Source organism: Synergistaceae bacterium, from assembly GCA_012728235.1.
Classification (GTDB): domain Bacteria; phylum Synergistota; class Synergistia; order Synergistales; family Synergistaceae; genus JAAYFL01.
In genome coordinates this window covers 129,679-144,626 of sequence record JAAYFL010000055.1, presented here as the reverse complement: position 1 = coordinate 144,626, position 14,948 = coordinate 129,679, and the positions used below count along the sequence as shown (strand labels likewise).

Here is a 14,948-nt window from a genome sequence, read left to right as displayed (position 1 = left end):
TGTCAAAATTAAAAAATAAAAGTGTTGCAAACAGAAGAGACTTTCTTCCAACAACGAAAGGTGACATGGAGAAAAGAAGTTGGGATGAATTGGATTTTCTATTAATTACAGGGGACGCTTATGTTGACCATCCCAGCTTTGGAGCAGCAATTATTTCTAGAACTCTTGAATCAGAAGGATTTCGAGTAGGGATTGTAGCACAACCGAATTGGAAAAGCACGGAAGATTTTGTGAAGATGGGTAAGCCCCGATTGGCAGTTATGGTTACATCCGGAAATCTGGATTCCATGGTAAATCATTACACTGCATCCGGCAGGAAGCGTCGCATTGACAACTATTCGCCGGGAGGCAGAATGGGATTGCGGCCGGATAGAGCGACTATTGTTTACTGCAACAGAGTAAGAGAGGTATGGAAGGATATCCCTTTAATCATTGGAGGGATTGAAGCGAGTTTAAGGCGAATAGCACATTATGACTACTGGAGTAACAGCGTTAGGCGATCAATTCTAGTAGATAGTAGGGCGGACCTCCTTGTATTCGGAATGGGTGAGCTGGCTATAACTGAAATTGCGAAAGAGTTGGCTGGGGGAAAACCCATAGAGGCTTTACGAAATATTGATGGAACATGTTGGAAAACACACAACAGCGATAACGCCAAGGATGCTGTTGTTCTGCCTTCATACAAGGAAGTAGTCGCTGATAAAAAAATATTTTCTGAAGCTTTCAGAAAGTTTTATTTAGAACAAAATAGCTTTAGTGGACACAGAGTGATACAGGATCAGGGGGCTTGGTATGTTGTACAAAACAAACCTTCGCGTCCACTTACAGAAAAAGAGCTTGATTCTGTTCATTCATATCCATATGCACGAGCTTGGCATCCGGATTATAACAAGGTGGGTGGTGTACCGGCCTTTGACGAAGTTGAGTTCAGCATTGTAAGCCACAGAGGTTGTTTCGGAGAATGCTCCTTTTGTGCCTTAGTTTCGCACCAGGGTCGCATTATACAGAGACGTAGTGATGATTCCATGATATCTGAGGCTGAAAAAATAATAGGTTCGTCCGGGTTCAAAGGTTATATAAATGATGTTGGCGGCCCCACTGCAAACTTTATGACCGTGGCTTGTCCAGATCAGAATGAACGGGGAGCATGTATTCACAAGTCCTGTCTCTACCCAAAACCGTGCGAAAAACTTAAGCCGGATCATTCCGCTTATATCACTCTTTTACGGAAGTTGCGCAAACTACCAGGCATTAAAAAGGTATTTGTTCGTTCCGGGCTTCGTTATGATTATATTTTAGCTGATGAAAATCAGGGATTCCTAGAGGAGTTGTGTCAGTATCACGTTAGTGGACAGTTAAAAGTGGCGCCTGAACATATTAGTGAAAATGTGTTAAGGTATATGAAGAAGCCCCCAAAAGAAGTAACTTCAGAATTTTTTATGAAGTATCAAGCTACTAATGAGAAATTGGGCTTAAAACAATTCCTTGTGCCGTATTATATGGCGTCTCATCCAGGCTCTACACTGGAGGATGCACTGGAATTGGCTTTATACATTAAATCCACTGGTATCAGGCCTGAGCAAGTACAAAATTTCACGCCCACTCCCGGGTCAATGTCTACTTGTATGTACTATACGGGCATAGACCCTATGACGAACGCAAGTGTCTATGTGCCTAAAAGTTTTGAAGAACGAAAGATGCAAAGAGCTTTGCTTCAATACTGGATGCCCGAAAACTATGCAACAGTGAAAAAGGCTCTAGAAAAGCTAGGAAGAACAGACTTAATTGGAAATAGGCAGAATTGCTTACTGCCAGACAGGCGCAGAACTGTAAAATAACAGAGGATATACTAGACAAGAAAGAAAGCAAGATATAGAATCTTTGAAGTTGTAGAGAAATGCATTTTAGGAGGACACCTCGTATGAAAAGAATTACAGCTCTTGTATTTGCTATTATAGCTACATTTGTATTTTCAATGACGGCCTTTGCTGCTGAAGAAAAGGTCGGTTTTGTTGATGATATGGCAGTACTTCAGCAATCAGCGAAGTTTAAGCAGGCACAACAGCAACTTGATACTATAAGCAAGAAAAAATCTGAAGCAGCAAAAGCGGCTTTTGACAAAGAAACTGATGAAAAAAAGAAGGCTCAAATTGTACAAAATCTTCAGTTGGAATTGCGTGAGGAAGAAAAGAAGCTAATGAACCCTGTGCTTAAAGAGCTTAATGATACTATTACAAGCGTAGCCAAGGCAAAAGGTGTTACAATAGTGCTCAATAAAGCCCTCGTATTTTACGGCGGAATTGACATTACACAAGATGTAATAACAGCACTGAAAAGATAGTAACAATTGCATTATTTGCGCCGTTCCGCTGAGGCGGGATGGCGTTTTTTTGTATTATCTAACTAAGGGTGATGTGAAATGGCTTATCTTTGGATTTGTTTAGGCTATCTGACTGGTTCTTGTCCGACAGGATATTTAGTGACAAGGTATTTAAAAGGAATAGATATAAGAGCTTTTGGCTCAGGAAATATTGGAGCTACCAATACGGGCAGACTATTGGGTAAAAAGTGGGCTTACTTTGTTGCCGTTGTAGATATGTTCAAAGGCGGGCTGGTAGTCTTAATTGCTTCATTTTTCACCGATAATAGTTTTCTTCTAGCGGCTGTGGGAGTTAGTGCTGTCATAGGGCATAATTATCCTCTTTGGTTGAAGTTTCGTGGAGGTAAGGGAGTTGCAACTACCTTTGGGGTTATTGGATTTTTTAATTTTTTTAATCCATGGCCGGCCATTGTAGGAGGCTGTTTTTGGTGCGTGATACTGAAGCAATCGAAATATGTCTCAATAGCTTCAATGTCCTCTCTTTTTATTACCACTCTGTTAATGTATTTATTCAAAATGCCAAAAGCGTATATATGGGCAGGCTGTTTTTTGTCTTTTTTAGCAGTGTGGCGCCATAGATCAAATATTGCCAACATAATAAAGGGAACAGAAGACAAAATACTATAACCAATAAAGTAATATGTCTAAAAATCGGACCACACAAACATTGACTTATACTGACCAATGTTTTATAATTAACTAGAATATTCTTTATGGACAGCAATTTATAGGAACGGAGTGTCGTGAATGTCATCATCTAGTCTTACTCAGATAATAGAAGAGTATATTGATCAACTTCTCGAAGAAAATGATGGAAATGCTGTATCGCTGAGGCGAAAAGATTTAGCTGAACGATTTGGATGTGTACCAAGCCAGATAAACTATGTGTTAAGAAGTCGTTTTTCGCCAGAAAACGGTTTTTTGGTTGAAAGCCAAAGAGGTGGACATGGCTATATAAGGATTCTTCAATTAACATTCAATAATTGTGACGAAGAGATAGAGCATTTATCTGATTTGGTTGGCAGTGCAATAACGGAGCAAGAAGCTCGTCGTTTGTTAGTGAACCTGCAAAGCAGGGATTTTATTTCACCACGTGAAAGATTGATTATTGAAATATCAATGAGAAATCAAGAAGATAACGGTCGTACGCTTTTTGATGTCTCCCCTTATAGAAGGGATATTATGCGAGCGGACTTGCTAAAAAAATTATTAACAGGTCTTGCTCTTGGATGAGGTGATTTCTATGTTGTGTGAGCGTTGTGGAAAAGGTGTCGCAGAAGTCCACCTTGTGAAAATATTTAATGGACGAAGATATGACGAAAATCTGTGCAGAAGTTGTGCGAAGGAAATTTTGCCCACAAACGAGACAGGTAATTCATTTAAGATGTCATTTTCTCCTGAAGCTTTGGCTCAAATGCAGGAAGTTTTTAGAAATCTGCTTATGCCAATAATGTCAGAGCATTATGAAGAAAAAGAAGAAGATATTGTATGTCCGCATTGTGGGAAAATGATTCCTTTTGAATATTTTGATGATTTCGAAAGTATGGAAATTGAAGATATGGAGGAAGACGGTTTGGTAGAGTCCGCACCGGAAACAGAAAAATTAGATTTACAAATGAAGAAGGCTGTGCAAGATGAGAATTACGAACTTGCCGCAAAGATACGAGATAGGCTGGCGGAACTCAAGAAGGCCAATTTATAACGAAAGTAAGGGGTTGTAACCTTTTATGTTGCATAATTTTACAGAACGAGGGAAAAAAGTTTTTCAAGTAGCACATAGAGAGGCCTTACGTCTTGGACATGATTCTCTTGGAACAGAACACATCCTTCTCGGTTTACTTGAAGAAAGAGATGGAATCGTTTACAAGGTATTGGAATCCTTTAATTTGGATACTGATTCGCTTTTAGGTCAGTTTAGAAAAATAATAGGCAGAAATATTTCTCCAAGAACCTCAATTGATATTCCAACTGACCCAAGAGCCAAGTTGGTTGTAGAGCTGTCAGCTCAAGAAGCCGGTATGATGGACTCCACATATATTGGCACAGAACATATTCTTTTGGGATTGCTCTCCGAAGGAGAGGGGAAGGCCGCTAAATTTCTTGCCTCATTAGGGGTTACTATAGAACAGTGTCGTTTAATTGTGAGAGAGATGACTGAAGGTTCAACGCCCGAAGATGCTGAGTCACCACGGCATATTTTGGGGATACACGTAAATAAGAATAATTATAAATATAAAAAGAACTCTGCCAATGTTTCAAAAACTCCAACTCTAGACGAGGTGGGGATAGACCTTTCTAACATGGCCAAGAATGGGGAATTGGATCCCGTAATAGGCAGAGATAAAGAGATACAAAGAGTTGTTCAGATTTTGTCTCGTCGCACAAAGAACAATCCTGTTTTAATTGGAGAACCGGGAGTAGGTAAGACTGCAATAGCAGAGGCATTGGCACAGCGAATACTGTCCGGCGATATTCCGGTCATTCTTAAAGACAAGAGGGTTGTTCAATTAAACGTTGCAAATCTTGTTGCAGGGACAAAATATAGGGGCGAATTTGAGGAGCGTATGCGTAAGCTTGTTAAAGAAGTCCGAGATAATAAAAAAACGATTCTATTTATAGATGAAATTCATACTCTTGTAGGGGCTGGAGGTGCTGAGGGTGCTGTTGATGCGGCGAACATACTTAAGCCCAGTTTGGCACGTGGAGAATTTCAAGTAATAGGGGCTACAACGATAAACGAATATAGAAAGTATATAGAAAAAGATGCAGCTCTAGAAAGACGATTCCAACCGGTCCAAGTGGAAGAGCCAAGTGAAGAAGACGCGGTGCTTATTCTTAAAGGGCTAAAAGAAAACTATGAAATCCATCATAACGTGCACATAACCGATGATGCACTGGTTGCTGCAACAAAGCTTTCAAAACGCTATATAACGGATCGTTTTTTGCCGGATAAAGCTATAGATTTAATAGATGAAGCTTCTGCCAGAGCGAGAATAACGGCTTTAGAAGTTCCGGAAGAAATTAAGGAACTTGAAAAGGCTGTTGAAGACATCCGTGCTGAAAAAGAGTTTGCGGCAGCAGCTCAGGAGTTTGAAAAAGCGGCGGATTTTAGAGATGAAGAAAGAAAACTTATCGAAGAAGTAGAGTCTTTATATAAAACATGGGAAAAGGAGCGAAATGAGTACGCACCGGATGTAACAGCCGATGACATAGCTGTAATTGTGTCCGAGTCTACAGGGATTCCTGTTACCCAGCTTACAGAGGCCGAAAGTCAGAGATTGCTTCGTATGGAAGATGAGATCTCCAAAAGGCTCATAGGTCAAGATGAAGCCCTTCAGGCAGTTTCTATGGCAATAAGAAGAGCAAGAAGTGGCATGAAAGACCCAAGACGTCCTGTTGGAAGTTTCCTTTTCTTAGGCCCCACCGGTGTAGGTAAGACGGAATTGGCGAGGTCTCTTGCAGGCTTTTTGTTTGGAAGTGACGAGGCGTTAATCAGGGTAGACATGAGTGAGTATATGGAAAGGCACGAGGCCGCCAAGCTAATAGGAGCTCCTCCAGGATACGTGGGTTTCGAAGAGGGTGGGAAGCTAACAGAAGCCATAAGACGTAGGCCTTATGCTGTTGTGCTTTTTGATGAAATAGAAAAGGCACACCCAGATGTATTCAATATGTTGCTGCAATTATTGGACGATGGACGTTTAACAGATGGTCAAGGGCATCTTACAGATTTTAGAAATGCAGTAATAATAATGACGAGTAATGTCGGAGTAAGCGAGATAAGCAAAGGGGCAGCTCTTGGTTTTTCCAGTACTAGCATTGATAAGGGAAATGACAAGAGAGCAAAAGAAACCATAATGTCTGCAGTTAAAAAAGCTTTTCGCCCGGAATTTCTAAACAGAATAGATGAACTTTTAATTTTTAAGAATCTAAACAAGGATAATTTATTGAATATTGTAGATAAAATGGTAAATGAGGTAAAAGAGAGAACTCTTGAAAAGGGTATAGAGCTTAAACTTTCTAGGGGAGCTTCAGAGCTTTTGTTGGAGAAGGGATATGATCCAAAGTATGGAGCACGCCCACTTCGCAGAGCCATACAAAAGCTCGTGGAAGATCCTCTTTCAAATCAAATTCTTGATGGAACAATAGTTGAGGGAGATAAAGTTTCGATTACGCTTCAAAAGAAAAGCGAATTGAAATTCAAGGTCTCGAAATAGTGTCTAAAAAAATTGCTCTTGTTACCAAACTAATAGCAAGAAAAACAACTGTTTTGTGGTTAGCTCTATTTTTGTTGCTCGCCTCTGTTTCCCCTATTTTGTCAAATGATAATCCCCTGATTCGAGTAGGATCTGTCACTTTGTCAGAACCTGAAGTGCTTCGTATTCTGGTTAATTCTTCAGGTGAAAGTGAAATTATGGCCATGTTGACAATAGATCACGCTGATCTGGAGAAAAGAAATGCAATGATGAATCAGATTATAGAGGCTCTTTTAATAGCTGAGGCTGGCAAGGAGCAGGGTTTGGACTCAAAGCCAGAAGTAGCTTTTCAGATTAAATGGCAAACGCTACAGATTTTTATAAGAGAGTATCTTAAAAACCTATCAGAAGGATGGGATATGAGCAGTAAAACTCTCGAAAGCTATTACACGTCACATCTTGATGAATTTGTTGAACCCGAAGCATTCAGAGCAAGACATATTATGTCTCCAACAAAGGAAGTAGCTAATAGTATTTTATTAAAGCTTATAAATAAAGATAATTTTGAAGAAATTGCTGCCAGCTACAGCCGTGATCAAAATACTGCTAAAAATGGAGGAGACCTAGGTTGGGTCGAAAGAGGAATTCAAGATCCAGCAATTGAAGAAGCCATATTTAATACAAGAGTTGGAGGTATTGTCGGACCGATAAAATCTGCTTTTGGTTGGCATGTTATAGAAGTTTTAGAGCATCGAACCTCGAAACAGCTGTCCTTTAAAGAAGCGGAAGATAGTGTTTCAACAAAATTACAGATGGCTTATGTTGACGAGGAAATTAAAAAATTAAAGCAAAAATATATTATAAATGTGGACCAAGAAGCTCTTTCAAATCTAGGTGGTATGAAGATTACGGAAGTGCAAGATTAAGATATTAAGATTGGGAGGACAAAAGCTTTGTCACATTCTTCTTTTTCATTTCCACTTTTAATAAAGGATTTCAAAAGCTTAATTATAATAGTACTGCTTTGTATTTTTTGGTATATTTTCGACAGAATAGCCAAAATAGTTGTAAGAAGACTATTTAAAGCTGCGAATGAGAATGTTTCTTTATACGAAGATACAGTCACACGAGAGACTTTGGGTAAGAGACTATCCACTCTTAGGCAGCTTACAGCAGAATTAGTAAGAATTATAATAGGATTTTTCTTTGTATTTTCCATCTTAAAGGTTTTCGGGTTCAATTTGGGGCCTGTACTAGCTGGTGTCGGAGTTATAGGATTGGCTGTTTCTTTTGCGGCACAAAACCTAATAAGAGACTATATAAACGGCATTATTATACTCATAGAAAATCAGTATAATGTAGGAGACGTTATTGAGGTTGATGGGCACACGGGGACGGTCGAAAAGTTTAATCTTAGAGCTACCAGAATACGTGGATTTTCGGGGAAGTTAATAATTATACCCAATAGTCTAATACAGATTGTTTTAAATAACACAAAAAACTGGTCTGCTACCATAGTGAAAATTGGAATTACATATGACTCGGATTATAAAAAAGCAATGTCTATAATGGATGACCTTGCAAACACAATGTATAAAGAGCCAGACTCGGAAATATTGGAATTACCCAAATCTCAGGGTATTCTTGAGTTCACCGAGAACGGAGTGCATATAAGGATATATATTAAAACAGTTCCGGGAAGACAGTGGGCTGTGTCTTGGGCATATAGAGCCAGATTAAAAACATTGTTTGATGCAGAGGGGATTAAGTTTGAATCACCACGTCTCTCTCTTACTCAGGCAGAAGAATGAAATAAACATAAAAACAGGGGAGAAATAATTCTCCCCTGTTTTTATGTTTATTTTGGCAGTCCCTAGGGGATTCGAACCCCTGTTAACGGGCTGAGAACCCGTCGTCCTAGACCCCTAGACGAAGGGACCGTTTTTTAAAAATGGCTGGGATACTAGGATTCGAACCTAGATTGCCTGATCCAGAGTCAGGTGTGCTGCCGTTGCACCATATCCCAGTTTAACGGTACTTTGGTCGGACTTTTCAGTCCGGCATGCAAGAAAAAATTATATCGTATATTAATATGTTGTCAACCTTTTGCAACTTGTAACAAATTATTCTTTGTTGTAGCATTGTTGATGTGGCCTTAATAATTTAATAATACATTCTGTGGCAAGTGTGGATATATGTGAGATTCAGTGATATTATGTTAGGTTGGAGGGAGTTGTTTTTTATGCCTGCATCCGAGAAAAAAAGATATAAAAGAAGAAGTAAGGCGGCAAGTAAAAGTAAGGGCGAGTTAAGAATAATCCCTCTCGGCGGATTGGGAGAAATAGGCAAAAACCTGACAGCATTTAGCTTTGAGGATGACATAATAGTAGTAGATTGCGGTCTTAAATTTCCTGAAGATGATATGCTTGGTATAGATTTAGTCATACCTGATGCAGAATACCTAATAAAAAATAAAAATAAAATAAAAGCAATCTTCATAACACATGGACATGAAGATCATATTGGGGCACTTCCGTTTATTTTGCCAAGACTGGACGCACCCCTTTATTGTACTCGCTTGGCAGCAGGCTTTATTGAAAATAAAATGGTAGATGCAAAGTCATCTTATGAGCCTAATTATAGAATTATTTCAGCAGGCGAAAAGGTGGGAGCCGGAGTTTTTTCTGTTGAATTTATATCTGTATGTCACTCTATTCCTGATGCTTTAGCACTTGCTATAAGGACGCCTTTCGGCACTATAGTCCACACCGGAGACTTTAAGTTTGATCCCACACCCATAGATAATATCGGAACAGATTTTAATACCTTTGCAAAACTTGGCGAAGAAGGCGTTTTGTTGCTGTTGTCTGATTCCACGAATATTGACAGAGTTGGGGTTACCCCGTCAGAACGAACTGTAGGGCAGACATTTGAGAGGCTATTCAGATTGTATAAGGACAGGCGCATTGTTATAGCTACTTTCGCAAGCAATATCCATAGAGCACAACAAGTAGTAAATACTGCGACAAGATTTAATAGGAAGGTCGTACTTAATGGTCGCAGTATGTTTTCAAATATAGATTTAGCCAAAGAGCTTGATTATGTTGATGTGCCTGACGGAGTAATAATTACTTCACAAGAGGCAGATTTGCTCCCTGCAAACAGAGTTGTGGTTCTTACCACAGGAAGCCAAGGAGAACCCTTTTCGGGTCTTGTTTTAATGAGCAAGGGAACGCATCGCTCGATTAAGCTTGGAGCAAAAGATCTTGTAATAATTTCAGCCACGCCTATTCCGGGGAATGAAAAACTGGTCAACAATACCATTAACAGGCTCTTTTCTCTCGGCTGTGAGGTTGTATATGAAAAAAGCGATAACATTCATGTTTCCGGACATGCTTCCCGAGATGAACTAACCATATTGTTGAATATGCTCAAGCCAAAGTACTTTATACCGGTGCATGGGGAATATCGCCACCTTGTTCATCATGCGGATCTTGCTCGTGAAATGGGGGTCCCTTCAAAAAATATTTTTATCTTACAAAATGGAGATGTTTTGAAATTTAAGAGTCCCAATAGAGCTGAATTAGGAGAATCAGTGCAATCTGGAGCGATTCTCATTGATGGTGTTGCTCTCGGCAGCTTAGAGGGCAGCATTTTGCGTGAACGCCGTGAATTATCTGAAAACGGTTTGGTAGTAATATCCGTTGTTTTAGATGAATATTACCAACTACTATCGCCTGTTCAGATTCAGACAAAGGGTAGTGTTTACTCTTTTGAAGATAGGGAGACATTTTATAAGTTAGAGGATGCCGTAAACAGAGCCATTGAACAATTCGCAAGAGCACCCGGTGCTAAACAAGACGCGTTGCCTACAGAAATAAGAAAAAGAGTTAGAGAGGTATTTGGTAGGTCATCGAGAAATTATCCGACAATAGTTCCAATGATAACCAGAATATAATTTATCTTATAGTTTTCTTAATGCCAGATTAAGGAGAGGTCTGAATGTCCCTTACTTCGTTTTTACAAATGTTAGCAGGTGTCGGTGTTTTAGTTTATGGAATAGTAACCATCGGAGATTCTTTACAGATAATAGCGGGAAATAGACTTAGGAAATTAATAGGATCTCTCACAAGTACCCCTCTAAAAGGGTTTCTATTAGGTACAGTAGTTACAGGTATTTTACAAAGCAGTGGTGCCACAACAGTTATGGTTATCAGTTTTTTAGATGTCGGCTTCATGAACCTAGTTCAGGCAATAGGAGTAATACTTGGCGCTAATATAGGTACGACTGCTACTGCTCAGCTTATAGCATTTAAAATAACGAATGTAGCTTACTTGTCAGCTTTAATAGGAGCGGCTATTTGTATTTTAGCGAAAAAAGAGCGTCACAGACAGATGGGTATGGGATTAATAGGGTTTAGCCTTCTGTTTATTGGTATTGAGATGATGCAGGGGCCCATGTCTTTTCTTAAAGACAGGCCGGAGCTCTTAGCAGCATTTTCAAGCCATAAGTTCTTAGCATTTTTGGCAGGTATATTGATAACCACTTTAGTGCAATCGAGTTCAGCTACTGTAGGATTAACAATGGTCGTTATGGCACAGGGTCTAATCTCACTTGAAACTGCAATAATAATAATTTTGGGAGAAAATATAGGTTCAACAACAACAGCTGTGCTAGCTTCTTTGCGTTCCAGAAGATCGGCAAAGCAAGCAGCTCTTAGTCACGTCTTAATAAAAGTAATTGGTACAGTCGTAATAGCTCTTATCCTTCCTTATTATGCATCTCTTATAAGATTAACATCGTCTGACTTATCTCGTCAGGTAGCGAATGCTCACACAATTTTTAATTTAATTATAGCTTTTCTATTTTTTCCATTTATAAGTCAATATGCAAGTTTTATCAAAAAGATTTTGCCAGACGATAAGAATGAGGATGTCTTGGGTCCCGTCTATCTAAATAAATCCCTTATAAATATATCAAGAGCGGCAGCAGTAGATGCGGTTAACAAAGAAATGATTAGAGTCGCTGATATGTCAAAAAGCATGTTGGAAGACTGTAGAAGAATTTTTTTAGAAGACAATGGAAAGTTGATAGAAAATGTAAATTATATGGAACGAAATGTAGACGACTTAACAAGAGATATCGTGTTTTATGCAACAGAAGTTGGCCAAAGCGGATTGTCTTCTGACTTATCATTTTTGCTAAATTCTTTTACAAGTGCTGTTGGCGATGTTGAGAGAGTGGGCGACCACTCAACCAACCTAGTAGAGTTGTACCAATACCTTAAAGAAAATAACTTAGTATTTTCACCAAGCGCGATGATTGAATGTAAGGAAATGTTTGATTTGGCAATATTGTCTATAAGTTGTTCAATAAGGGCTTTAAAAGATGAAAGTGTTGTCCTTGCCAAAGAAGTATTAGATTTGGAGAATAAAATAGATGAACTAGAAACATCTTTAAGAACAAAGCATATCGCTCGTTTAAATGCAGGTACATGTGATTCAGGCAGTGCAGTTGTTTTTATAGATATACTAAGCAATTTAGAGCGAGTGGGAGATCACACAAAGAATTTGGCAATGGTGGTTTTTGATATAGAGCGAGTTAAAAAACCGAAAAAAAGTGCAGCAAAATAGAATGGGCTTAATTTTTAAGGAGAGATATCAATGTCTATAGGCTCTTTGTTCCAGATATTTGCCGGTATAGGTATTCTTTTATACGGAATAATCATAATGGGGGACGCCCTGCAAATCATTGCTGGCGATAAGCTTAGAAAACTATTGGCTTCACTCACAAAAACACCACTTAAGGGCCTTTTAGTAGGAACGTTGGTTACAAGTATATTACAAAGCAGCAGTGCAACAACTGTAATGGTAGTAAGTTTTGTTGATGCAGGTTTCATGACTTTGCTACAGGCTATAGGAGTAATTTTAGGGGCAAATATAGGTACAACGGTAACAGCTCAACTTTTAGCATTTAAGATTTTAAACGTTGCATATGTTTGTACGGTAGTTGGAGCTGCAATAAGTATATTAAGCAGAAAAAAAAGAAATAAATATATAGGCATAGGACTCGTAGGTTTTGGGTTGCTTTTTATAGGAATGGAAATGATGCAAGGTCCAATGTCATTTATTAAATCACATCCAGAAGTGGTGACGTTATTTGGAGATCATATTTTTCTTGCTTTTCTCTCTGGCCTTGTTGTTACTCTTTTTGTTCAATCCAGCTCCGCCACTGTCGGGCTTACCATGGCCGTGGCAAGTCAGGGTGTTATCCCCTTAGAAACAGCAATTGCTGTTGTGTTGGGAGATAATATTGGGACAACGATTACAGCTGTTTTAGCCTCGCTGGGAGCTAATCGTTCTGCTAAACAGGCTGCTTTATCTCATGTGGTTATAAAAATTATTGGAACAATAATTATTTTTGCTATATTACCTATATACAGCAGATTAATACTTTTAACCTCAACTGATATTGTTAGACAAGTTGCTAATGCTCATACTATTTTTAATATTATTACCGCACTCGTATTTTTACCCTTCACAAGTCAATATGCTAGTTTTATTAAAAAAATAATTCCTGATGATGAAATTGTTGAGATGGCAGGTCCAAGATATTTGAACAAAAGCATACTTACCGTGGCTCCGGCAGCGGCTGTGGATGCCGTACGTATGGAGATGGTTAGACTTGGTACAATGGCAATAGAAATGATTGAGATGTGTGAACAGCTCATACTGACTGGGAATGCAAAGCTGGTAAAAAAAATATTGAGAAGAGAGGATAATGTCAACGAGTTGACTCATGATATTGTAAATTATGCAATAAAATTGGGACAATCCGGACTTTCTTCTGACTCATCACTATTGCTTAACTCTTGTGTTTCCGGAGTTAGCGACATAGAACGTATAGGTGATCACGCCACTAATCTTGTGGAAGTGTATCAGTACATGGACGCAGAAAAGCTTGAATTTTCACAAATTGCGAATTTTGAAGCTCGAACTATGTTTGGAACAGTCATCTCTGCTGTCACAAAGAGTGTAGAAGCACTGAGAGATGAAGATCCAGAGAAAGCTAAGGAAGTAATGATCCTAGAGGACGAAATAGACAGGTTAGAGAAGAAATTAAGAGCGACTCACATAGAAAGACTTAACTGCGGGAAGTGCTCTCCTGGAGGAGGAATTACGTTTATCGAAATTCTAAGTAATCTCGAACGTATAGGTGACCATGCACACAACTTAGCTATGGTGGTTTTTGATATAGAACGCATACATGGGAATCAAGGCGTCAGAAAGATATAATAATTAAGAGGTGAATTTTATGAATTTACATGTTCTTACTCTGGGTCTTATACAGGGAATAACGGAGTTTTTGCCGATAAGTAGTTCCGGACACCTTGCTTTGGCAAAAATTTTTCTGGGAGTAGACTTGCCGCCTCTTTCATATGATTTGGTTTTACACGTTGCTACAACTTTTGCAACTATAATTTTCTTTTTTACTGACATCGTTGAGATTTTTGTTGACTGGTTCTCCGGTTTTTTAAAACAGGAGAGCAGAAAAAGCGATAGTTGGTCCTTGGGATGGGCGGTTATTTTGGGAACAATAATAACAGGTATTGTAGGGATTTTATTAAAGAATTTTGTAGAAGTAATAAGTCAAAATTCTTTAATAGTTGCTATTGGATTAATTTTTACAGGGATAATACTGTTACTAAGCCAACTTGTAAAAGTAGGAAGCGCCAAGGTACGTGTATCTGATGGAGCCTTAGTTGGATTTGCACAAGCTGTGGCAGTGTTGCCCGGGATATCACGTTCAGGCATGACGATTATGTCCGGGCTAACTGTTGGATTAAGTAAGGAGGAAGCTTTTAGATTTTCTTTTATCCTTTCTATCCCTGTTATACTGGGTGCCACGTTGCTTCAAGCATTCGAACTTGGTAGTTGGAGTAATTTCGTTTCTTCCCTTCCACCTTTCTGGTATTTTGGTGCAGTAGTTTCTTTTTTCAGCGGGTTGCTCTCTTTGATGATATTAAAAAAAGTGGTACTTTCTTCTAAGTGGTGGGTATTTGGAGTCTATTGTCTTCTTTTAGGTTGTTATGTTGTTTTTAAGACAATTTTGGGGGTGTAAAAATGGCACTAATAAGATCTAATTCTCTGAGATTCGTTGTTATCCTGATATGCCTTATTTTTGGTACATGGGTTGGAGTCCTTTTGCAACAGTTTGCTGCAACGGCAACACTTTTTAAGAATATAGTTGATTTTACAATAGATATAAACAAGGTTGACTTGATGATGATCAAATTCGGTTTTTTATTTTCAGTTAAGCTTAATCTAGGTACTGTGATAGGTGGAGCTATAGGTATCTGGGTAGCTCGTTAAAA

13 protein-coding genes and 2 tRNA genes are annotated in these 14,948 nt (G+C 38.8%); 13 read left to right on the top strand and 2 right to left on the bottom strand.

Annotated features, from left to right (window positions below; genetic code table 11):
- Positions 1–65 precede the first annotated feature (65 nt).
- The 8 genes from GXZ13_04800 (at position 66) to GXZ13_04765 (ending at position 8,384) form a co-directional block, all read left to right on the top strand.
- Positions 66–1,838 carry a YgiQ family radical SAM protein gene (locus GXZ13_04800; protein ID NLX75141.1) on the top strand — a complete coding sequence of 591 codons (1,773 nt, stop codon included), beginning with the start codon at positions 66–68 and terminating at the stop codon, positions 1,836–1,838.
- 83 nt (positions 1,839–1,921) lie between these two features.
- Positions 1,922–2,341 carry an OmpH family outer membrane protein gene (locus GXZ13_04795; protein NLX75140.1) on the top strand — a complete coding sequence of 140 codons (420 nt, stop codon included), beginning with the start codon at positions 1,922–1,924 and terminating at the stop codon, positions 2,339–2,341.
- 78 nt (positions 2,342–2,419) lie between these two features.
- On the top strand, positions 2,420–3,007 hold the full coding sequence (gene plsY, locus GXZ13_04790) for a glycerol-3-phosphate 1-O-acyltransferase PlsY (protein NLX75139.1): 588 nt from the start codon (positions 2,420–2,422) through the stop codon (positions 3,005–3,007).
- Between the two features lie 120 nt (positions 3,008–3,127).
- Positions 3,128–3,613, top strand: coding sequence for a CtsR family transcriptional regulator (locus GXZ13_04785; protein NLX75138.1), 486 nt, complete (start codon positions 3,128–3,130; stop codon positions 3,611–3,613).
- A 10-nt stretch (positions 3,614–3,623) separates the two neighbouring features.
- Positions 3,624–4,082: a hypothetical protein gene (locus GXZ13_04780; protein ID NLX75137.1), complete on the top strand. Its 459-nt coding sequence runs from the start codon at positions 3,624–3,626 to the stop codon at positions 4,080–4,082.
- A 25-nt stretch (positions 4,083–4,107) separates the two neighbouring features.
- A complete protein-coding gene (locus tag GXZ13_04775; GenBank protein ID NLX75136.1) occupies positions 4,108–6,594 on the top strand; it encodes an ATP-dependent Clp protease ATP-binding subunit in 2,487 nt (828 codons plus the stop codon).
- On the top strand, positions 6,594–7,499 hold the full coding sequence (locus GXZ13_04770; GenBank protein NLX75135.1) for a hypothetical protein: 906 nt from the start codon (positions 6,594–6,596) through the stop codon (positions 7,497–7,499). The genes GXZ13_04775 and GXZ13_04770 overlap by 1 nt, the downstream gene beginning before the upstream one ends.
- A 27-nt stretch (positions 7,500–7,526) precedes the next feature.
- The gene (locus tag GXZ13_04765) at positions 7,527–8,384 is read left to right on the top strand and encodes a mechanosensitive ion channel family protein (GenBank protein NLX75134.1); all 858 of its coding nucleotides are present in this window, start codon (positions 7,527–7,529) and stop codon (positions 8,382–8,384) included.
- 53 nt (positions 8,385–8,437) lie between these two features.
- Here the strand turns inward: GXZ13_04765 and GXZ13_04760 are convergent.
- Positions 8,438–8,513 (bottom strand) — tRNA-Glu (locus GXZ13_04760).
- A 12-nt stretch (positions 8,514–8,525) separates the two neighbouring features.
- Positions 8,526–8,599 (bottom strand) — tRNA-Gln (locus GXZ13_04755).
- Positions 8,600–8,815: 216 nt separating this feature from the next.
- Here GXZ13_04755 and GXZ13_04750 point away from each other — a divergent pair.
- From GXZ13_04750 to GXZ13_04730, 5 genes are read left to right on the top strand one after another with little or no spacing between them, the layout of a single operon-like run.
- Positions 8,816–10,531: a ribonuclease J gene (locus GXZ13_04750; protein NLX75133.1), complete on the top strand. Its 1,716-nt coding sequence runs from the start codon at positions 8,816–8,818 to the stop codon at positions 10,529–10,531.
- 44 nt (positions 10,532–10,575) lie between these two features.
- On the top strand, positions 10,576–12,207 hold the full coding sequence (locus GXZ13_04745; GenBank protein NLX75132.1) for a Na/Pi cotransporter family protein: 1,632 nt from the start codon (positions 10,576–10,578) through the stop codon (positions 12,205–12,207).
- A gap of 30 nt (positions 12,208–12,237) precedes the next feature.
- Positions 12,238–13,869, top strand: a complete 1,632-nt coding sequence (locus GXZ13_04740) for a Na/Pi cotransporter family protein (GenBank protein ID NLX75131.1) — start codon at positions 12,238–12,240, stop codon at positions 13,867–13,869.
- Positions 13,870–13,888: 19 nt separating this feature from the next.
- Positions 13,889–14,695 carry an undecaprenyl-diphosphate phosphatase gene (locus GXZ13_04735; GenBank protein NLX75130.1) on the top strand — a complete coding sequence of 269 codons (807 nt, stop codon included), beginning with the start codon at positions 13,889–13,891 and terminating at the stop codon, positions 14,693–14,695.
- Between the two features lie 2 nt (positions 14,696–14,697).
- On the top strand, positions 14,698–14,946 hold the full coding sequence (locus GXZ13_04730) for a hypothetical protein (protein ID NLX75129.1): 249 nt from the start codon (positions 14,698–14,700) through the stop codon (positions 14,944–14,946).
- Positions 14,947–14,948: the final 2 nt, after the last annotated feature.

Excerpts from the sequence above, each read along its gene's own strand:
- GXZ13_04775 (NLX75136.1), top strand. The coding sequence starts at position 4,108 with ATGTTGCATAATTTTACAGAACGAGGGAAAAAAGTTTTTCAAGTAGCA.
- GXZ13_04735 (NLX75130.1), top strand. The coding sequence starts at position 13,889 with ATGAATTTACATGTTCTTACTCTGGGTCTTATACAGGGAATAACGGAG.
- GXZ13_04740 (NLX75131.1), top strand. The coding sequence starts at position 12,238 with ATGTCTATAGGCTCTTTGTTCCAGATATTTGCCGGTATAGGTATTCTT.
- GXZ13_04795 (NLX75140.1), top strand. The coding sequence starts at position 1,922 with ATGAAAAGAATTACAGCTCTTGTATTTGCTATTATAGCTACATTTGTA.
- GXZ13_04780 (NLX75137.1), top strand. The coding sequence starts at position 3,624 with ATGTTGTGTGAGCGTTGTGGAAAAGGTGTCGCAGAAGTCCACCTTGTG.
- GXZ13_04750 (NLX75133.1), top strand. The coding sequence starts at position 8,816 with ATGCCTGCATCCGAGAAAAAAAGATATAAAAGAAGAAGTAAGGCGGCA.
- GXZ13_04730 (NLX75129.1), top strand. The coding sequence starts at position 14,698 with ATGGCACTAATAAGATCTAATTCTCTGAGATTCGTTGTTATCCTGATA.
- GXZ13_04745 (NLX75132.1), top strand. The coding sequence starts at position 10,576 with ATGTCCCTTACTTCGTTTTTACAAATGTTAGCAGGTGTCGGTGTTTTA.
- GXZ13_04785 (NLX75138.1), top strand. The coding sequence starts at position 3,128 with ATGTCATCATCTAGTCTTACTCAGATAATAGAAGAGTATATTGATCAA.
- plsY (NLX75139.1), top strand. The coding sequence starts at position 2,420 with ATGGCTTATCTTTGGATTTGTTTAGGCTATCTGACTGGTTCTTGTCCG.
- GXZ13_04800 (NLX75141.1), top strand. The coding sequence starts at position 66 with ATGGAGAAAAGAAGTTGGGATGAATTGGATTTTCTATTAATTACAGGG.